Here is a 19,574-nt window from a genome sequence, read left to right on the forward strand (position 1 = left end):
ATTCAATTACCTATCCGTTAACGGATAGGTAATTGATAAAGAAATCCTCTCGCAATATAAAACTATCTCTTTGAGAACTGAGGCGCACGTCTGGCAGCCTTCAAGCCATACTTTTTGCGTTCTTTCATTCTTGGATCCCGAGTAAGCATGCCCGCCTTCTTAAGCGGCTCACGCAGCTCTGGATCCACTAATTGCAGCGCACGAGCTATACCATGGCGTACCGCTCCTGCCTGACCTGTAAAGCCACCACCGCTTACTTTCACCACCACATCGAATTTGTCGGCCATATTCGTCAGTTCCAGTGGTTGACGAACCTGTATTCTTAAAGTTTCTATATTGAAGTATTCATCGGCATTTTTGCCATTCACGGTGATATTACCCTTACCACCTGGTATTAATCTCACTCTGGCTACTGAGGTTTTTCGCCTTCCAGTAGCATAATAATGTACTGCCAAGAATTACCCTCCTCTTTATATATTCAATTCCAAAACTTCAGGTTGCTGGGCCTCATGTTTATGCTCAGCGCCTTTATAAATCTTCAACTTCTTTATCATATGACGTCCCAAGCTATTGTGCGGCAGCATACCCTCTACAGCCTCATAGATGGCTTTCTCCGGCCTTTGTGCCAAAAACTTACGGTACGGAGTCTCTTTCATGCCACCTGGATACAAACTGTGATGTCTATACATCTTCTGATCCAATTTTTTACCGGTCAATACTACATTCTGCGCATTTATTATAACTACATAATCCCCTGTATCCACATGAGGGGTGTATATAGGTTTATTTTTGCCGCGCAATATTTTAGCCACTTCGCTGGCCAAACGGCCTAAAGGCTTGCCTGTAGCATCTATCACATACCATTTGCGCTCTATTTCATAGGGCTTTGCTACAAATGTATCCAATCCTTTCCCTCCTCGCAAGATTGTGTCTTTACTTTATTCGAAAATCATAATAATCGATATTGTTTTACGTCAATGTCCGGGACTTCCACAATATACTGTATTATTCTAACCCATACGCATACAGCTGTCAATAGCCAAACGCAAATTCTACGTGACTATTCAGCTGGCTTGGTAACGATTAGCCTCCGGCTCATATGTTCCGGATATCGGTGAAACTAGAGCTTGTTTCAGGAATTTCCAACCACCTGTTTAGAGAAGGCTTAATATATATGCTGAGCGGGCTTTTGAAGCGTAGGACCACAGCGATCTGTGATTGCGTAGTGGTCCAGCTTCACAGCCGTAGCGAGGCATATATATTAAGCCGTGTCCACACTTCGCTAAGTTTCACCAGATATCCTCCACAAAATCGCCTTGAGGCTAATCGTTACCGTCGCCTATGCACAACTGTACCTGAGCAGTCACAGTTCTACAGTATCAACATTGCGTCGCCGAAACTAAAAAAGCGATAACGCTGTTCAACAGCTTCTTTATAAACGCGCAATATCTCTTCTCTGCCTGCAAAAGCGCTTATGAGCATGAGCAACGTGGATTTTGGCAGATGAAAATTGGTTATCAATGCATCTATAGCCTTAAACCGATAACCCGGATAAATGAATATATCGGTCCAACCATCGCCCGCATGGGTTGTGCCTTGCTCATCGGTCACAGTTTCCAATGTGCGCACGCAGGTGGTACCGACCGCAAACACTCTATGCCCGGCTTTATGCGTATCATTTATAGCATCTGCCGCCTGTCGGCTTACCTGATAATACTCTGAATGCATCTGATGCTTGGTTATATCATTTTCTTTAACGGGACGGAATGTACCCAATCCTACATGAAGGGTTATATGCACTATATTCACGCCTTTATTCTTTATACGCTGCAGCAATTCATTGGTAAAATGCAGTCCTGCAGTGGGAGCAGCCGCTGACCCTTCATTCTTGGCATATACCGTCTGATAACGTTCTTTATCGTCAAGTTTTTCTTTTATATACGGCGGTAGAGGCATCTGACCCAATTTATCTAGTATTTCCTCGAATATGCCGTCATACATAAATTCCACTATGCGCCCACCCTGCGATGTTTTCTCCAGTATACGGGCTTTCAGTTCGCCGTTTCCGAATACGAATACAGTTCCTATCTTGGCCCGACGACCCGGGCGCTCTATTATCTCCCATTTATCAGCCTCCAAGCGCTTGAGCAATAGAAACTCTATCTTCCCGCCGGTATCTTCCCTATAACCTATCAGGCGCGCCGGTATAACCCTGGTATCGTTTATCACCAAAGTATCTCCTGTTTCCAAGTACTCTACTATATCATGAAATATCCTATGATCTATAGATTTTGTCTTTCTATCATATACCAATAGCCTTGACATATCGCGCTGTTCTAAAGGTTTTTGAGCGATTAATTCCTCCGGCAAATCATAATCGAAGTCTTCTAAACGCCACATTATATATAGTATTATCTCCTTTATAAAGCTACTTAAATTTTCCCATTATATAAAAAAGCAGTGACAGCACCGCGCTTACAACCAAACATGTCACTATAGGAAAGTACAGCGTAAAATTGCCGCGCCTTATCACTATATCGCCGGGCAAGCGACGTATGCCGGTTCTTCCAATAAGCCATATAAATCCGCCTACAATCATAAACAGGAGCCCTATGGTTATTATAATCTTTCCCATCTGTTGCAGATTCATTTATAAAGTTCACCCTTTTTCTTGGATATATACCGCTCCATCTCGCTGTATATACAGCCGCAATACTGTTGTCTGTACAGCCCCATGGCTTTGGATATTTCAACGCCTTCTTTATAACCCTCCCTGAAATCCCGGTATAAAAAAGGCACGCCGTATTTCTCGCCGGCCTCCCGGCCTATCTCCTTCACCCATTCGTGCTTTTGATACGGACTGACCAGCATAGTCGTGGTAAACGCATCGAAACCACCGTTTCTAGCCACGCTAGCCGCTCTTTCCAGCCTCATGGCATAGCACATCCGGCAGCGCATGCTTTCCCTGAATGCCGCATTGCGCAAAAATTCCACCAGGTTATACTCATCTACGGTTATGAGCTTAAGACCAGCAGCCTGAGCAAATTGCCGCGCCGTTTCCATGCGCTTGCTGTATTCGGTATATGGCTGTATGTTAGGGTTAAAAAATAACCCGTATAGTTCTATATCATCATCTTGTTGCAATATTTTCGTCGGATACGTGGCACACGGCCCACAGCAAATATGCATTAAAAGCTTCAAATCCTAGACCACCTCATCTATCTTCAAATGGTATGCCCATATGTTCATAGGCTAGGCGTGTGGCTATCCTGCCACGCGGTGTGCGGTCAATGAAACCGAGCTGCAGCAGATAGGGCTCATATACATCCTCTATTGTATCGGCCTGTTCGTTTACCGCCGCCGACAGCGTATCCAAACCGACCGGTCCGCCTCCGAATTTGTCTATCATTATACTCAGCATCTTTCTGTCCACCTCGTCCAGCCCTAATTCATCTACTTCTAAAAGATCCAATCCTGCCTTTGCCACATCATAGGTTATTATACCGTCGGCCTTTATCTGAGCATAGTCCCTGACGCGTTTGAGCAGCCTGTTGGCCACCCTGGGTGTGCCTCTGGCGCGCCTGGCTATTTCACAGGCGCCTCGTTCATCTATGCCCACTTTTAAAAGATACGCCGATCTTATCACTATTTCCTTGAGTTCATTTATGGCATACATCTCTAGACGATTTATAACGCCGAAACGATCGCGGAGCGGTGGCGTCAAAAGCCCTGCCCTTGTAGTAGCGCCTATAAGCGTAAAATGCGGCAGGTCTATACGCAGCGAACGAGCCCCCGGTCCCTTACCTATAACTATATCCAGCGCATAGTCCTCCATAGCGGGATACAATATTTCCTCTACTGCCCTGTTGAGCCTGTGTATCTCATCTATGAACAGCACATCGTACTCGGCCATATTGGTCAATATAGCTGCTAAATCGCCGGCGCGTTCTATAACAGGGCCCGATGTTATCCGTATGTTCACGCCCATCTCATTGGCTATTATATTAGCCAATGTAGTCTTGCCCAGCCCCGGCGGTCCATACAGCAATACGTGATCCAATGCTTCATGGCGCTGTTTTGCAGCATCTATAAATATGCGCAGCTTTTCTTTGACACTATTCTGCCCTATATATTCGCTCAGTGTCCTCGGCCTTAAGGCTGTCTCCAACTCTATATCATTTTGTGCAAGCTCCGCCGCTATTATCCTGTCTGACATCATGTCCTCCAATTAAAAACGCCTCAGCGCTTCTTTAATTACTTCTTCCAAGCTCCGACCATCAGTGGTCACGCCTTCTAAAACCCTGGCAGCTTCAGCCGGTGCATAACCCAATGATATAAGGGCCTCTACGGCTTGTCCGTACGTGCTTTCGTCTATTCGTTCACCTATATCGCTCGATTTTATTTCCCTGGGCATATGCAGCTTATCCTTGAGTTCCATTATAATGCGCTGCGCTGTCTTAGCCCCTATACCCTTGGCCCGACTCAGGCTCTTTTCGTCTCCCTGTACTATAGCCAGCAGTATCTGCTCATAGGAAAGAGCATCCATTAATGCCAGAGCTCCCTTAGGGCCTACACCCGATACCGATATGAGGCTCTCGAACATATCCACCTGCTGTTCCGAGGCAAATCCAAATAGCGCCATATTGCCCTCGCCTATATGCCAGTGGACATACAACCTCGTCCGGCTTTTGACATCGGGCATATCCGCCAATATCTTTGTAGTGGCATATACCTTGAACCCAATGCCATTCACATCTATTATAACATAATTCGAGCTTTTGTGTTCAATTAAACCATCCAAATACGCTAACATATATTCACTCCCATTGCCTCAGAATAGCAACAACATATGGCCGCTGCCAGCGCATCGGCAGCATCATCCGGCTTGGGTATATCATCCATGGATAAAAGCAATTTAACCATGCGCTGTACCTGCAGTTTTTGAGCCATACCATACCCTGTTATGCCTTGCTTTATTTGCAGCGGCGTATACTCATAAACAGGAACGGCATTATTAGCCGCCGCCAATATAGCCACTCCTCTGGCATGTCCTATGGTCAATGCCGTTTTGGCATTCTTGTTGAAAAATAGTTCTTCCACAGCACAAGCGCGCGGCTCATAGCGTTCTATCAAAGCCGTCACATCATCGTATATGCTTTTGAGACGCTGCGGCAACGGCATATCAGGCTGTGTGGTCACAACCCCGTAATCGATGAGCTTTAATTTATTTTTATCATAATCCACCGCACCATAGCCCAATGTAGCCAGGCCTGGATCTATTCCTAATACAATCATCTGACTTCCTTCTTTACTTATGCTCTGTTTTGGAGTATATTAATTTGGAAAAACATATAGCAGAGGTTAATATTCCATGAACAATTATAGCAGAATAATGACGGTTTGTATATTGACCATGATAATACACAGCATCGATACGCTGTCATATTCCACACGAATAGCCGGCATACGCACCAAACGCTTGGCCGTAGCTTTATCGTTGTTTAATATAATAGTGCTGGTATCGAGGACATCCAATATGATACAGGCTCCTTTGGTGGGCAGTATAGTGGATCATGCAATAAAATACGGCAGCAGCGGTGTGCTTGAAGATTTTCGGCTTATAATATTTTCCGCCACAATAGGCAGCATAGTGGGAGCTATTGTTATACCTACTTTCATAAACATATTTTCTTATGCCATCAACCGTTTAGAGATAGCTGGTTCGGTGCCTAATTTATTAGTACAAACATTGTCCATAAAAACGCTTAAGCGTGTCAAAAAAAGCATAACCATACCAAAGCCGCAGTATTTGCATGAGTTTCGTCACTCTGGCATACCTATTAATTTAATACTGTACCATACTATTATAACATCTATTTACACGGTCGGTGTCCTGGCTTCTGTATATTCCGGGACAATAATACCGGAATATCGATTGACAGCCAGTCAATTATCCGGGATAATAAATGGTATAGCAACTATATTGTATGCGGTAGTGGTAGATCCCACAGCAGCTATGATAACCGATCAAACGCTTCAAGGTAAAAGACCGTATAAGGATGTTAACTTCATGGTCACATTGCTCGTACTCGGCAAGATAGGAGGTACATTGCTCGGCCAGCTTATATTCCTACCGGCAGTTGATGTGATAGTAGCTATAACCAAGTTTATAGCCTAATATATTGCATAAATATGCACTATGATGTATAATTATTTATTATAACGATATGGAGGTAAAAATATGAGCAAGGAAAAAGTAGTATTGGCATATTCGGGAGGCTTGGATACATCCATAATAATCCCGTGGCTAAAGGAAAACTACGATTACGAAGTGATAGCGGTGGCCGTCGACGTAGGCCAGGGCGAAGAACTGGAACCGCTACGTGAGAAAGCTATAAAGACCGGAGCCAGCAAGATATACATAGAGGACCTGAAAAAAGAATTCGTAGAAGACTTCATATTCCCTACGCTAAAAGCTGGCGCAATATACGAGGGCAAATATCTGCTGGGTACATCCATGGCACGTCCTCTCATAGCCAAACGCTTGGTAGAAATAGCCGAGGCTGAAGGCGCACAGGCTATAGCTCATGGCGCCACGGGTAAAGGCAATGATCAGGTACGCTTTGAGTTGACCATAAAGGCTCTCAACCCGCACATAAAGATAATAGCACCATGGCGCATATGGGATATAAAATCCCGGGATGAGGAGATCGAATATGCTCAAAAACGCGGTATACCAGTACCGGTTACCAAGGAACATCCGTACAGCATGGATCGCAATCTCTGGCATCTCAGCCATGAAGGCAGCGATTTGGAAGACCCATGGAACGAGCCTAAAGATGACGTATACCTTATAATAACGCCACCAAATAAAGCCCCCGACAAACCGACCTATGTGGAGATAGGGTTTGAACAGGGCACACCCAAAACAATAAACGGCCAGGCTTACGATTCGGTTGAACTGATAGAAGAATTAAACCGCTTAGGCGCTCAAAATGGCGTTGGCATAACCGATATGGTGGAAAATCGCCTGGTAGGTATGAAATCGCGAGGCATATATGAAACGCCCGGCGGCACCATACTCTACCTTGCTCACAGGGAATTGGAATCGCTTACCTTGGATCGCCAGACAGCGCATTATAAAGAGATGATAGCGACAAAATTTGCAGAACTTGTCTATGACGGATGCTGGTACACGCCGCTTCGAGAGGCTTTGTCGGCTTTCGTTGATAGTACTCAGCAGACTGTTACCGGCACTGTACGCATGAAGCTATACAAAGGCAACTGCTCGCCGGCTGGTGTAAAATCCGATTACTCTCTGTACGATGTAGATCTGGCCACTTTCGGTGAGGAGGATGTGTATAATCAAAAGGACGCAGAGGGATTCATAAATTTATTCGGTCTACCGCTTAAGGTCAGGGCCCTCATGATGGAAAGGAATAAGAAATCATGAAGTTATGGGGCGGCAGATTCGCCAAAGAAGCCGATCGAGCTATGGAACGATTCAATGCTTCCATAGCTTTCGATAAACGCCTTTATAGGCAGGATATAGAGGGCAGCATAGCACATACTAGTATGCTGGCTAAATGCGGTATAATAAGCGAGCAAGACGGACGAGTCATAATAGAAGGGCTTAAAAATATATTAAACGATATAGAAAGCGGACAATTGAAGATATCTGAAGATATCGAGGATATCCATACATTCATAGAGCAACAGCTCACCGATCGCATAGGCGATGCAGGCCGACGCCTGCATACTGCCCGAAGCCGTAACGATCAGGTAGCGCTGGACATGCGCATGTACATGAAAGAAGCCATACGTGGAATACAGCGTTCGCTATTATCGCTCATGCAGATCATAACAGATAAGGCGCAGGACCATATCGATGCTATAATGCCAGGTTATACGCATATGCAGAGGGCTCAGCCGGTAACACTCGGTCACCACTTGATGGCATACTTTCAAATGCTTAAGCGCGATTACGAACGTCTGGACGATTGTTACAAAAGGACCGATGTAATGCCTCTAGGTTCTGGTGCGCTGGCTACCAGCACGTATCCTATTGACAGGGAATATGTGGCCCAACAGCTTGGCTTCGGAGCTGTATCAGAGAATAGCATGGATGCCGTATCGGACAGGGATTTTGCCATAGAATTCTGCTGCTGTGCGGCCATGATAGGTATGCACTTGAGCCGTTTTTGCGAAGAACTTGTATTATGGTCATCGGTCGAGTTCAACTTCATAGAGATGGATGATGCATTCAGCACAGGCAGCAGCATCATGCCTCAGAAGAAAAATCCCGATGTAGCTGAGCTGATACGTGGCAAAACCGGCCGCTTATACGGCGATTTAATGACGTTGCTCACCGTCATGAAAGGACTGCCCCTAGCCTATAATAAGGATATGCAAGAGGATAAAGAAGCCGTTTTCGATGCTGTGGATACATTAGCAATATCCATTCCGATATTCAGCGCCATGCTGGATACTGCTTCATTTCACGAAGATGTTATGTTGAAAGCCGCACAAGGTGGATTTACCAATGCTACTGATGCCGCCGACTATCTGGTCAAAAAAGGCATGCCCTTCCGCCAGGCTCATGAAGTGATAGGCCGCCTTGTGGTCTATTGCCTGGATAACGGCAAGGACTTATCCGATTTGTCGCTGGAGGAATACAGGGGTTTCTCAGACCTTTTCGACGAGGATGTCATGCAAGCCATATCTCTGGATACTTGCGTGCAAAACAGGAAGGTGTACGGCGGGCCGGCGCGTCAAAGCCTGTCCGTGGCCATAGAGCATGCCAAAGCATTCATACGGCAGCATCAAAATAGCGACAATTGAGCGGTTTCAGGTAATCCTCTAAGGCAGCCGTGATTTTTCATTATATCTACTACGGTGCGGCTGACCTTGGCTCTTTCTTTTAAGTCTTGTATAGATGTGAATTGCGCCTGCCCTCTGGCAGCAACTATATTACGGGCAGCATTCAAACCCACTCCTTGCAGAGCGGTGAACGGCGGCAATATACCGTTATCGGTCACTATAAATCTATCGGCCTGAGACTTGGCTATATCGACCGGTAGCACCTGTATACCGCGCGCATACATCTCTCGTGCCACCTCCAATATGGTTAATAGATTCTTCTCCTTGGCAGTGGCATTATTGCCCTTACGTTCTATCTCATGCAAGCTATCCTGCACAGTATCCGGGCCCTTAGACACAATATCGGCATCAAATTCATCGGCCCTTACGGTAAAATATGCAGCATAAAAGGCCTCAGGATGATACACCTTAAAATATGATATACGAAAGGCCATTATAACGTACGCAACGGCATGTGCCTTTGGGAACATATATCTTATCTTTTTGCAGGAATCTATAAACCATTGCGGCACACCTGTATCATGCATAAGTTGCTCATCTTCGGGCTTTAGGCCCTTACCTTTGCGCACACTTTCCATGATCCTGAACGCCTGTCCCGGCTCCACCCCCATATGAATAAGAGAAAGCATTATATCATCGCGCGTCGCTATAACTTCCGATAATTTGGCTACGCCCTGTTTTATAAGATCTTGAGCGTTATTTAGCCACACATCGGTACCATGTGACAAACCGCTTATCCTTATAAGTTCGGCAAACGTGGTCGGGCGGGTATCCACCAGCATTTGTCGTACAAATCTGGTACCGAATTCCGGTATCCCTATAGTGCCTACTTCGCTACCTATCTGCACTGGTTCAACGCCAAGAGGCTCCGTGGAAGAAAATATCTTCATGACGGTTTTCTCCCCTATTGGTATGCCTTTGGCATCTATCCCTGTTATATCCTCCAACATGCGTATAACCGTGGGATCGTCGTGGCCCAGTATATCCAGTTTGACTAATCGGCTGCTTATGGAATGGTAGTCAAAGTGCGTGGTTATAACGCCGGAATCTTTCTCATCAGCCGGATACTGTATCGGTGTAAAATCCAATATATCCTTGTCTTTAGGTACCACCATGACCCCACCCGGGTGCTGACCAGTGGTACGTTTGATCCCGGTGCAATTTTTCACCAACCGATTCACCTCGGCATTGTGAGCCACAAGCCCCTTTTCTTCCAAATAATTTTTAACAAAACCATATGCCGTCTTATCAGCTATAGTAGCTATGGTGCCGGCACGAAAGACATGCCCTTCTCCGAAAAGCTCTTCAGTGTACTTGTGCGCTCTCGGTTGATATTCGCCTGAAAAGTTAAGATCTATATCAGGGACCTTGTCCCCGTTAAACCCCAAAAAAACCTCAAACGGCGTATCATAACCATCCTTTTTAAGTGGTTTACCGCAAACTGGGCAGTCCTTATCGGGTAGATCGGCCCCGCAACCATACTCATCCACATCTATATCGAAATCGCTATAATGGCAGTGAGGGCATACATAATGCGGCGGTAGAGGATTAACCTCAGTTATACCGCACATCGTGGCTACAAACGACGAACCCACTGACCCTCTTGAACCTACCAAATAACCGTCCTCCAGCGATTTTTTAACCAATTTTTGGGCTATAAGGTATAATACCGAAAATCCATTCGTTATGATAGCATTTAACTCCTTATCCAGCCTTTGCTTAACGATAGGCGGCAGCGGATCACCGTATATAGCCAAAGCATTGCTTAGAGCCATATTCTGTATCTCTTCCTCCGCTCTATCTATATGCGGTGGATAAAATTCATCGGGTATGGGCTTTACGAATTCTATCATTGACGCTATTGCATTGGGATTGCTTATGACCACTTCACGGCATGCATCATCGCCAAGATACTTAAACTCTTCGAGCATCTCATCGGTAGTTTTGAAGTATAACGGCGCCTGCTGATCGGCATCGGAAAATCCCTGACCGTGCATGAGTATGCGCCGGAAATACTCATCATGTGGGTCCAGAAAATGCACATCGCCCGTGGCTACAACCGGCTTATCGAATAATTTACCCAGCTCGTATATGCGCTTGTTTATGTCCATAAGCTGTTGCCTGTCAGCCACCTTGCCCTCTTTTATGAGGTGAGCAGCATTATCCAGCGGTTGTATTTCCAGATAATCATAAAATGCTACTATATCTTTTATAACCGAATCAGCTGCCGACTTAATGAGCGCCTGATACAATTCTCCCGCATCGCACCCCGAGCCTATAATAAGATTATCCCTGTATTGCACGAGAACGCTCTTAGGTATACGCGGTTTCCTATAAAAGTAATCTATATGAGATACCGATATGAGTTTATATAAATTCTTTAAACCGCCTTGATTTTTTACCAGTATAACAGCATGGTACAACTCGGAATTATTGGATATACTGCTGCCGAATACCCTATTCAGATCGCTTAAGAACTGGCAGCCCATTTCAGACAGCTTATCCATACATCTGAACAATATTTCTGCCGCGGTACGAGCATCATCCACAGCACGGTGATGATTATCCATATCTATATGCAGATGATGAGCCAGCGTATCCAGCTTGTAATGCTTGAGCCCCTTAAATAGTTGCCTGGCCAATGTTAATGTGTCCAAAACCGGATTAGCAAATTTTAGATTGTATTTCTGACCATGCTGCCGTATAAAGCCCATATCGAATTGGGCGTTATGCGCTACCAATACAGCATCCCCTGCAAACTCCATGAAGCGTTGTAAAACGTCGCCTTCATCAGGGGCATTGGACACCATATCATCGGTGATGCCAGTTAGATTGACTATACTAGGCGGTATGGGTACGTGAGGGTTTATGAAACTGCTGAATTCATCTTTATACTTACCATCTTTTATCCTGACAGCCCCTATTTCTATTATTTTATCAGTACCGGCATTTAAACCAGTAGTTTCTATATCCAGTACCACCATATCGCTGTTTATAGGTCTATCATCGGCATCAGTAACCATGGCAACGCAGTCATCGACCACGTAAGCTTCTACACCGTATATGACATTTATGCCGTACTTGCGGCCTGCCTCATAAGCCTCAGGAAATGCTTGTACCACACCATGATCGGTTATGGCTATAGCTTTATGTTGCCAATAAGCTGCTCTTTTCACTAGGTCCGCCACTTTGCTTACTGCATCCATAGCGCTCATCTGCGTGTGTAGATGCAGTTCCACCCTTTTCTCGGGACATGTGTCCTGGCGTATCGGCGCAGGTATCTGGATTATATCCATAGCCATCACTACTAAATCCCTCTGGTATTTATCATATTGGCACTCACCGCGCACTTTCACATATAAGCCGGTCTTTAATTTATCCAATAAAACTGTTGCCTTTTGTGTATCAACAAACAATTTTACAGTAATAGAACTCGTATGATCGGTGATATCGAAGGTTATTATCTTTTTGCCATTCTTGGTATCCCTTATGCTTATATCTATAACCTCGCCCTCTATGGTAACACGTCCGGAATCTTCAGCCACAGAGCTTATAGGATGACTATCTTTTGAAATAGGCGAACCGTACAATATACAAGGTTTTTTATCGTTATTTTCCGATGAAGTAGATTTTCCTTTATTATTAGAGCTCTTTACCATTTCAAGCAGAATTTCATCTTCGAGCTGATCCCGCTCCTGTTCGACCTGAGCACGCCACGCCGCGGCTTCCATAGCATTATCGTTTATTTCGATGCGCACCTTATTGCCTGTACGTTGCTCGAATAATTCACCGAGTGCCCTATCTATACCCCTCTTATATAATACAGGCACTATATGCTCATCACCTATATTCAAAGTAAAAACGCCCGCTGCCTCATCCAAGTTATACGACGCAGTCGTAAGCCAACCCTTGCATAGAGGCTCCATATCTATCATCAATCGCTGCATCTCAGCCCAAATTTCATCTATCGATGCATTGTCGGTAAAAGCCTGTTGTATAACCTTTATATTTACAGCTGTCAGCGACGGTACAACAGACAGCATGGCACTTTCTACATCGCTTATATAAGCTTTATCTATGCTATCTTCTGAAAATACTTCTATAGTCCATTGGGCTTTCTTTCGATTGACTAATATTTTATTCAATGTAATACGAGAAAAAAAATCATTCAGCTTTTGTGCTGTATTCTTATCCGGAAATTTATCTAACGGTAACGGCTGTATCATAAGTTCGTCCTCTCCAAGTTAAAGCAAATCTTTTATAGCCTCCATGAGCGCATCCACCAGTTTATCCTGTGGTACTTTTTTAACTATATTGCCGTTCTTAAATAGCAAGCCCTCTCCTTTGCCGCCAGCTATACCTACGTCGGCCGCTGATGCCTCCCCCGGCCCATTCACGGCACAACCCATAACAGCTACCTTCAACGGTTTTTTTATATACTGCGTGCGCCGTTCGACTTCATTGGCTATCTCGATGAGGTCTATATTGCATCGGGCACATGTAGGACATGATATTATCTCAACGCCTTCTTTACGAAAGCCCAAAGCCTTGAGCACGGCTATACCGACACGTACCTCTTCCACAGGATCGCCGGTCAGCGACACGCGCAGCGTATCGCCTATACCCTCGGCCAGCAGCGTGCCTATTCCCACGCACGACTTTATGGTACCCGACCATACGGTGCCGGCCTCGGTAACGCCAACATGCAAGGGATAGTCCACCTGCTGGCTTATCAGGCGATATGCTTCTATAGTGTCCATTACATCAGAAGATTTTATAGATATAACTATGTCATAAAAGCCCATATCCTCGAGTAATTTTACATTATTCACAGCGCTTTCCACCAACGCCTCCGACGTGCGCCCTTCGTATTTCGCCAATATATCCCTCTCCAAAGAACCGGAGTTAACGCCTATACGTATGGGCACATTGTGTTCTTTAGCAGCGTCCACCACCACTTTTACCCTTTCAGCACTCCCTATATTACCCGGATTTATGCGCAATTTATCGGCGCCGTTGTCTATAGCCGCTATGGCAAGGCGATAATCAAAATGTATATCAGCCACCAATGGTATGTGTATGCGCTGCTTGATAGCCTTCAATGCGTGGGCCGATAGCATATCAGGTACCGATACGCGGATTATATCGCACCCCGCCTCTTCCAACGCCAGTATCTGACATACGGTAGCATCGACATCCGATGTGTCTGTATTAGTCATCGACTGGACTGTTATCGGATAACCTCCGCCTATATACCTATCGCCTATCTTTACCGGCTTTGTCTTGTTTCGCTTCAAATACATCCCTCTATCTCATTATATCGTGGAAGGTAACCGCTATCATAAACAACATCAAAATGACAAGCCCCGCAAAGTGTATCATACCTTCCTTCTCTCTGTCTATCGGTTTGCCGCGTATGCCCTCTATGGCAAGGAAAACTATTCGGCTACCATCCAAAGCTGGAAAGGGAACCAGATTTATCAAGCCCACATTCAGGCTTATAATAGCCACCAACCATAAGAGGTCCACAGCGCCTTGGCTCGCGGCCTGACCGACTATTTCCACTATACCGTACGGACCCATAACCTGGTCAAACCCTTGGCCTATTAATAGCTGGCCTATACCTACTATCATCATCTTGGTCATATTATATACCTGCACAAAGCTGTAACCCACAGCCTTGAAAAACGATACCTTTTGCATTTGACCCTTAAAGGTTATGCCTATCTGAGCCGTTTGCGTTTCAGCATTGTACTCCGGTGTTATTTCAAGCTCCAAGCGCTTGCCATCGCGTTCTATAACGGCATCCAGAGCTTCCCCAGGGTTAGCTGACACTATAGCCCTAGCGTCATCGGCGCTTTCCACTGCCTTTCCTTCTATGGATATAAACCGATCTCCGGGCTGTAAACCGGCTTGCTGAGCCGGCGTATCAGGTAGCACTGTGTCCACCACCGGCAGATAAACCGCTATGCCCACCATAAAAGTGATGATAACAAGAAGCAATAGGGTCAATACAAAATTCATGATAGGACCTGCAGCAATGACAGCTATACGCTTTAACACCGACTGGTTATTAAAAGCTCGCTCGTCATCTGACTGTTCATCCTCTCCCAACATCCTTACAAAACCACCTATAGGCAAAATGCGTATAGCATAATCGGTCTCTCCCCTGTGAAATTTATATAAAGCGGGACCCATACCTATAGCGAACTCCTCCACCTTTATACCTACGGCTTTGGCCACTACGAAATGGCCGAATTCATGAAATATGATGAGCACACCAAAGGCTATTATGGCAATGATTATGGTGCTAGGTGTCAATATACATCATCCTTTTGCTAAATTATTTACAAACATTCTGGTCTGTGCATCAACGCTATGTATCTCTTCCAAAGATGGATTAGGCAACGGTACATGAGCCTGCATAGCACGCTCTATTATATCGGCTATATCAGTAAAGGCTATAGACCCATTGAGGAATAAAGCTACGGCCGCTTCATCGGCAGCATTGAGCACCGTCGGCATACTACCGCCTGTATTCAATGCATTTTTAGCCAATTTGAGGCATTTGAAAGCATCCATATCCGGATACTCAAATGTCAACTTGCTTATGACACTTAAGTCCAAATCCCCTACCCCGGTGGTCAATCGCTCCGGATACGAGAAAGCATATCCTATAGCCATGCGCATATCCGGCAACCCCATCTGTGCTATTATGCTGCTATCCACAAATTCAACCATCGAATGCACTATGCTTTGAGGATGCACCAATACATCGATTTGATCGGGCCGCACATTGAACAACCATCGAGCTTCTATTATTTCAAAGCCTTTATTCATCATGGTAGCCGAATCGATCGTTATCCTCTTGCCCATATTCCAGTTCGGATGCTTCAGGGCTTGTTGTGGTGTAACCTGTTTTAAATCTTCTACAGGCCAACCCTTGAATGGCCCACCTGAAGCTGTAAGCAATATCCTCTTAATCTCGCGGTCCGGATTATATGACGCTTTAAGGCACTGAAATATGGCCGAATGTTCGCTGTCTACCGGTATAATGTAGCCCTTGCTGCGCTTCAGCTCCGATTCAACGAGGTGCCCTCCTGTCACCATCGCCTCTTTTGTCGCCAATGCTACGATTTTATTGTTCTTTATAGCGGTTAATGTCGGCTCCAATCCGGCAATGCCCACCACTGACACAAGTACTATATCAGCATCATCGAGCGATGCCAAATTGTTTATACCCTCCCGGCCGGTGCGTATATCCTTGTCGGGCATACGCTGCCTCAATAAAGATGCCTTTTGCGTATCCGACACCGCTATATAAAGCGGGTCAAATTCCTTTATTTGCAGCTCCAAAAGGTCTATATTGCTATAAGCGCTTAAGCCTACAACCTCATACCGGTCGCTGTGCATCCTTATGATTTCTAAGGCCTGCCGGCCTATAGAACCTGTGGAACCCAGTATTACAATACGTTTCTTTTTTAGCATATATTATGTTTCTCCAAAAGAAAATAGGCCATTTTTTATAGCCTGAACTATTATAAGGGCTATAAGCGGCCCTATTATGACGCCTATAAAGCCGAATATCTGCATACCGATATAGAGTGCCATCAGCGATACTAATGGATGCAGGCCTACATTATCGCTTACAAGCCTCGCCTGCAATACCTGGCGCGATATACTCATCACAGCATACAATATGGCTAAACCGATACCCAGCCATATATCGCCTACAAAAAAGCAGTATATTATCCAAGGTATAAACAGTATGGTAGGTCCTACTATAGGTAGTATATCGAGCAGACCGCTGATTATTCCGAGTATCACCGCATAGTTGACATTGAGTATGAAAAAACCCGTGATGGTAATAGCGGTGCTTATGAGCACTAATAAAGCCTGCGTCCACAATAGCCGCCATGCAGAACCGAGCACATCGGATTGCAGCCTATAGGCTTGCTTGCGCCATTTCTCCGGAACAGCATAAGAAAGCGTCCGACCTATAACATGTTTATCCTTGCTTATAATATATGTAGCCAACACGGAAAAAACTATAAAAAGCGTGGCACCCGGTACAGCATTAAACATCTGTATAATCCAGTTCATAGCAATCTGCAATATCTGTTTTAACCACTGATATAATTGATTCAATGCCTGATTTATTATACTTATGGTTTCCGGCGACAATTCGCCATACCATTGGCGTATGGCATCCATAACATCAGTAAACCATACCTGTATATCCGAATAATAAGAGGGCAATCCATTTATTAGATTGCTTATCTCGGAAACGATAGCGGTTATGCCCAGCGACAGTATGAGGCCAATGACGACCAATATAAGTATCAGCGCTATAAGCGAGGATATAGCCCTTGGTATTTTAAGCTTCTCAACCATAACATTTACCAGCGGATCCATCAACAAAGCTGCTACAAATGCCACTACAAAAGGCCCTGCATATTCGAAAGCCAGGACTAACAAGAAATAACCGCCTACAATAGCGGCAACGAACAATCCGATCCTAATCGCAAAGACCTTGGTTCCCTTATCCATTTTACCTCCCAAGTAATATCGCGGTATAAACATATACCAACGGCATAACATACACTATGCTGTCAAATCGGTCTAACACCCCGCCGTGACCAGGCATGAAATTGCCAAAATCTTTTATGCCGTAATAGCGCTTGACAGCCGATGCTGCGAGGTCGCCCAACTGGGATATAATTCCTGCAAGCAGTGCTATTATGATATAATTATACCATAAAACATCGGCATATACCATATTTTGAACGAGTAATCCATATATCAAGCCTAAAACAGCGCTTACAACAACGCCTCCCACAGAACCTTCAACAGTCTTTTTAGGGCTTATGCGCGGGCATAAAGAATGCCGTCCAAATAAATAACCAGAGAAATAAGAGCCGCTGTCGCATCCCCAGGCAAAAAGCATACCGCCTATTATCATTATAAAGCCTATCTCAGACGGTATATGATTCAAAGCTATAATGGATACGAAGCCAGCTGACGGATAGATCAGGCTGAATATCGTTGACTGCACGTCCAAAGCACTGTAGCGTTCCGAAAAAACTGGTAGCAGCATAGTCAGCATAGCAGCGAAAACCAGCACAAAGAACAGATATTGCATATCAAAAAATACAACCGTCAATGCCAGAGCCACAAGAGAAAGTATGCTTATAACGAACACAAGATAAGTGCCCTTTAAAGCAAACGCTTTATGTAATTCCAATATCCCCGCTGCACTTAGGATTAACATAGCTATATCCAGCACAAATCCGCGAAAATACAATATAATGATCAGTGCCGCTATACCTATAGCGGCACTGATAATCCTTTGTCTCAAAATAATTACCCCCATATCATATAGCGCCGTATCTTCTGTGACGGTTCTGATAATCCATTATCGCCCTCAAGTATTCGGCATCATCGAAATCCGGCCAATATACATCGGAAAAATACATTTCAGTATACGCTATCTGGTACAGCAAAAAATTGCTTACACGCCGTTCCCCACTGGTTCTTATGAGGAGATCGGGATCGGGTATGGAGGCCGTATAAAGATAGCTGCTGAAAGTATTTTGATTAATATCAGCATCAACAGGCAGCTTGCCAGTTTTTATATCGTTGATAACAGCATTTACGGCATCCAATATTTCGATACGACCGCCGTAGTTCAATGCAAGATTCAGCGTTAAACCAGTATTGCCGGCAGTATAATTCATAGACCTCACAAGCTGCTCGTATGCTACTTGTGGCAACTCACTTATGCGCCCTATAGAGGTTATCTTGACGTTATTCGTGTTTAATTCTTCCACTTCCTTGTTGAGGTATTCTACCAGCAATCTCATCAGGAAGTTTACCTCTTCGCCAGGTCGTTTCCAATTTTCGGTGGAAAAAGCATATAACGTCAAAAACTTTATGCCCAATTTGGAACTCATCTTAACTACGTTCCTTATAACTTCCATACCAGCCTTATGGCCCATAATCCGAGGCAATCCGCGCTGCTTAGCCCACCTGCCATTGCCATCCATGATTATGGCAACATGTACAGGCAATTTATCTTTATCTACTGCCCAAAAAAGATCATCACCCGAGGCCATGCTTATATCAGCTGCCTTTCCGTGATCATACTATCATTATATCCTTTTCTTTCTGTTCGATGATGCTGTCGATTTCATTTATTTTGTTGTCGGTGAGTTTCTGTATGTCATCCTGTTGGCGCTTTTCCTCATCCTCGCTTATATCGCCATCCTTTTTTTGCTTTTTTAAATGATCTATAGCCTCTCTGCGTATATTCCTTACAGCCACCTTGGCTTCCTCACCCATTTTTCTAGCCAGTTTGACCAATTCTTTACGTCTCTCTTCGGTTAATTCTGGAATGACTAGCCTTATTACCTTGCCGTCATTGGATGGATTTATACCGAGATCGGACTTCTGAATGGCCTTCTCCATATCTTTAATAATCTTCGGATCCCATGGAGCTATCACCAACAGACGAGGCTCTGGCGATGTTATGTTGCCCAGCTGAGTTATAGGAGTAGATGCCCCATAATAATCCACCGTTATATTGTCTAAAATCTGGGGATTGGCCCTGCCTGTCCTCAGCGTAGAGAGCTCTTTCTTTAAAACATCTATAACCTTATTCATTTTTTGTTCGGTCATTTTATGCAATTCACTTG

Annotated in this window: 19 protein-coding genes; 3 read left to right on the forward strand and 16 right to left on the reverse strand. The window is 44.7% G+C overall.

The genetic code is table 11. The annotated features are described in order from the left end of the window. Positions 1-62: 62 nt before the first annotated feature. From rpsI to ruvC, 8 genes are all read right to left on the reverse strand, one after another. Positions 63-455 (reverse strand): 30S ribosomal protein S9, encoded by a 393-nt coding sequence (rpsI, locus tag MAHAU_RS09425; RefSeq protein WP_013781497.1) that lies wholly within the window; start codon positions 453-455, stop codon positions 63-65. Positions 456-470: 15 nt separating this feature from the next. Continuing rightward, entirely contained in the window at positions 471-905 is a 435-nt protein-coding gene (gene rplM, locus MAHAU_RS09430) for a 50S ribosomal protein L13 (protein ID WP_013781498.1), read from the reverse strand. Positions 906-1,371: 466 nt separating this feature from the next. After that, positions 1,372-2,400, reverse strand: a complete 1,029-nt coding sequence (gene queA / locus MAHAU_RS09435) for a tRNA preQ1(34) S-adenosylmethionine ribosyltransferase-isomerase QueA (RefSeq protein ID WP_013781499.1) — start codon at positions 2,398-2,400, stop codon at positions 1,372-1,374. Positions 2,401-2,428: 28 nt separating this feature from the next. Next, the gene (locus tag MAHAU_RS09440; protein WP_013781500.1) at positions 2,429-2,650 is read right to left on the reverse strand and encodes a DUF2905 domain-containing protein; all 222 of its coding nucleotides are present in this window, start codon (positions 2,648-2,650) and stop codon (positions 2,429-2,431) included. Beyond that, the gene (locus MAHAU_RS09445; protein WP_013781501.1) at positions 2,647-3,201 is read right to left on the reverse strand and encodes an epoxyqueuosine reductase QueH; all 555 of its coding nucleotides are present in this window, start codon (positions 3,199-3,201) and stop codon (positions 2,647-2,649) included. Before MAHAU_RS09445 ends, MAHAU_RS09440 begins: the two co-directional genes overlap by 4 nt. A 13-nt stretch (positions 3,202-3,214) precedes the next feature. Then, on the reverse strand, positions 3,215-4,216 hold the full coding sequence (ruvB, locus tag MAHAU_RS09450; RefSeq protein ID WP_013781502.1) for a Holliday junction branch migration DNA helicase RuvB: 1,002 nt from the start codon (positions 4,214-4,216) through the stop codon (positions 3,215-3,217). Between the two features lie 12 nt (positions 4,217-4,228). Next, positions 4,229-4,813, reverse strand: coding sequence for a Holliday junction branch migration protein RuvA (ruvA, locus tag MAHAU_RS09455; protein WP_013781503.1), 585 nt, complete (start codon positions 4,811-4,813; stop codon positions 4,229-4,231). Further along, positions 4,807-5,295: a crossover junction endodeoxyribonuclease RuvC gene (gene ruvC, locus MAHAU_RS09460; RefSeq protein WP_013781504.1), complete on the reverse strand. Its 489-nt coding sequence runs from the start codon at positions 5,293-5,295 to the stop codon at positions 4,807-4,809. Before ruvC ends, ruvA begins: the two co-directional genes overlap by 7 nt. 76 nt (positions 5,296-5,371) lie before the next feature. Here ruvC and MAHAU_RS09465 point away from each other — a divergent pair, with 76 nt between their 5' ends. The 3 genes from MAHAU_RS09465 to argH all read left to right on the forward strand — a co-directional run bounded on the left by MAHAU_RS09465 (position 5,372) and on the right by argH (position 8,841). Then, positions 5,372-6,178 carry a lipid II flippase Amj family protein gene (locus MAHAU_RS09465; RefSeq protein ID WP_013781505.1) on the forward strand — a complete coding sequence of 269 codons (807 nt, stop codon included), beginning with the start codon at positions 5,372-5,374 and terminating at the stop codon, positions 6,176-6,178. A gap of 63 nt (positions 6,179-6,241) precedes the next feature. After that, positions 6,242-7,453, forward strand: a complete 1,212-nt coding sequence (locus MAHAU_RS09470) for an argininosuccinate synthase (RefSeq protein ID WP_013781506.1) — start codon at positions 6,242-6,244, stop codon at positions 7,451-7,453. Beyond that, positions 7,450-8,841 (forward strand): argininosuccinate lyase, encoded by a 1,392-nt coding sequence (argH, locus tag MAHAU_RS09475; RefSeq protein ID WP_013781507.1) that lies wholly within the window; start codon positions 7,450-7,452, stop codon positions 8,839-8,841. The genes MAHAU_RS09470 and argH overlap by 4 nt, the downstream gene beginning before the upstream one ends. On the opposite strand, the gene MAHAU_RS09480 is transcribed toward argH, so the two are convergent. The 8 genes from MAHAU_RS09480 to frr are packed head-to-tail and all read right to left on the reverse strand — an operon-like array spanning position 8,823 to position 19,557. Then, a complete protein-coding gene (locus MAHAU_RS09480) occupies positions 8,823-13,106 on the reverse strand; it encodes a PolC-type DNA polymerase III (RefSeq protein ID WP_013781508.1) in 4,284 nt (1,427 codons plus the stop codon). The two genes, argH and MAHAU_RS09480, sit on opposite strands and share 19 nt — an antisense overlap. Before the next feature lie 18 nt (positions 13,107-13,124). Beyond that, the gene (gene ispG / locus MAHAU_RS09485) at positions 13,125-14,183 is read right to left on the reverse strand and encodes a flavodoxin-dependent (E)-4-hydroxy-3-methylbut-2-enyl-diphosphate synthase (protein WP_041644055.1); all 1,059 of its coding nucleotides are present in this window, start codon (positions 14,181-14,183) and stop codon (positions 13,125-13,127) included. 4 nt (positions 14,184-14,187) lie between these two features. After that, positions 14,188-15,201, reverse strand: a complete 1,014-nt coding sequence (rseP, locus tag MAHAU_RS09490) for an RIP metalloprotease RseP (RefSeq protein ID WP_013781510.1) — start codon at positions 15,199-15,201, stop codon at positions 14,188-14,190. Between the two features lie 6 nt (positions 15,202-15,207). Next, positions 15,208-16,368, reverse strand: a complete 1,161-nt coding sequence (locus MAHAU_RS09495) for a 1-deoxy-D-xylulose-5-phosphate reductoisomerase (RefSeq protein WP_013781511.1) — start codon at positions 16,366-16,368, stop codon at positions 15,208-15,210. 3 nt (positions 16,369-16,371) lie between these two features. After that, positions 16,372-17,430 (reverse strand): sporulation integral membrane protein YtvI, encoded by a 1,059-nt coding sequence (gene ytvI, locus MAHAU_RS09500; RefSeq protein ID WP_013781512.1) that lies wholly within the window; start codon positions 17,428-17,430, stop codon positions 16,372-16,374. A 1-nt stretch (position 17,431) separates the two neighbouring features. Then, a complete protein-coding gene (locus MAHAU_RS09505) occupies positions 17,432-18,238 on the reverse strand; it encodes a phosphatidate cytidylyltransferase (RefSeq protein WP_013781513.1) in 807 nt (268 codons plus the stop codon). 16 nt (positions 18,239-18,254) lie between these two features. Continuing rightward, positions 18,255-18,995 carry an undecaprenyl pyrophosphate synthase gene (locus tag MAHAU_RS09510; protein ID WP_013781514.1) on the reverse strand — a complete coding sequence of 247 codons (741 nt, stop codon included), beginning with the start codon at positions 18,993-18,995 and terminating at the stop codon, positions 18,255-18,257. 25 nt (positions 18,996-19,020) lie between these two features. Next, a complete protein-coding gene (gene frr, locus MAHAU_RS09515) occupies positions 19,021-19,557 on the reverse strand; it encodes a ribosome recycling factor (RefSeq protein ID WP_041644541.1) in 537 nt (178 codons plus the stop codon). Positions 19,558-19,574 lie beyond the last annotated feature (17 nt).

The sequence above is a fragment of the Mahella australiensis 50-1 BON genome (assembly GCF_000213255.1).
In the GTDB taxonomy this organism is placed as follows: domain Bacteria; phylum Bacillota; class Clostridia; order Mahellales; family Mahellaceae; genus Mahella; species Mahella australiensis.

Coding starts and splice junctions, on each gene's coding strand:
- queA (WP_013781499.1), bottom strand. CDS start 2,400: ATGTGGCGTTTAGAAGACTTCGATTATGATTTGCCGGAGGAATTAATC.
- MAHAU_RS09440 (WP_013781500.1), bottom strand. CDS start 2,650: ATGAATCTGCAACAGATGGGAAAGATTATAATAACCATAGGGCTCCTG.
- ruvB (WP_013781502.1), bottom strand. CDS start 4,216: ATGTCAGACAGGATAATAGCGGCGGAGCTTGCACAAAATGATATAGAG.
- ruvA (WP_013781503.1), bottom strand. CDS start 4,813: ATGTTAGCGTATTTGGATGGTTTAATTGAACACAAAAGCTCGAATTAT.
- ruvC (WP_013781504.1), bottom strand. CDS start 5,295: ATGATTGTATTAGGAATAGATCCAGGCCTGGCTACATTGGGCTATGGT.
- MAHAU_RS09465 (WP_013781505.1), top strand. CDS start 5,372: ATGAACAATTATAGCAGAATAATGACGGTTTGTATATTGACCATGATA.
- MAHAU_RS09470 (WP_013781506.1), top strand. CDS start 6,242: ATGAGCAAGGAAAAAGTAGTATTGGCATATTCGGGAGGCTTGGATACA.
- argH (WP_013781507.1), top strand. CDS start 7,450: ATGAAGTTATGGGGCGGCAGATTCGCCAAAGAAGCCGATCGAGCTATG.
- MAHAU_RS09480 (WP_013781508.1), bottom strand. CDS start 13,106: ATGATACAGCCGTTACCGTTAGATAAATTTCCGGATAAGAATACAGCA.
- ispG (WP_041644055.1), bottom strand. CDS start 14,183: ATGTATTTGAAGCGAAACAAGACAAAGCCGGTAAAGATAGGCGATAGG.
- MAHAU_RS09495 (WP_013781511.1), bottom strand. CDS start 16,368: ATGCTAAAAAAGAAACGTATTGTAATACTGGGTTCCACAGGTTCTATA.
- ytvI (WP_013781512.1), bottom strand. CDS start 17,430: ATGGATAAGGGAACCAAGGTCTTTGCGATTAGGATCGGATTGTTCGTT.
- MAHAU_RS09510 (WP_013781514.1), bottom strand. CDS start 18,995: ATGGCCTCGGGTGATGATCTTTTTTGGGCAGTAGATAAAGATAAATTG.
- frr (WP_041644541.1), bottom strand. CDS start 19,557: ATGACCGAACAAAAAATGAATAAGGTTATAGATGTTTTAAAGAAAGAG.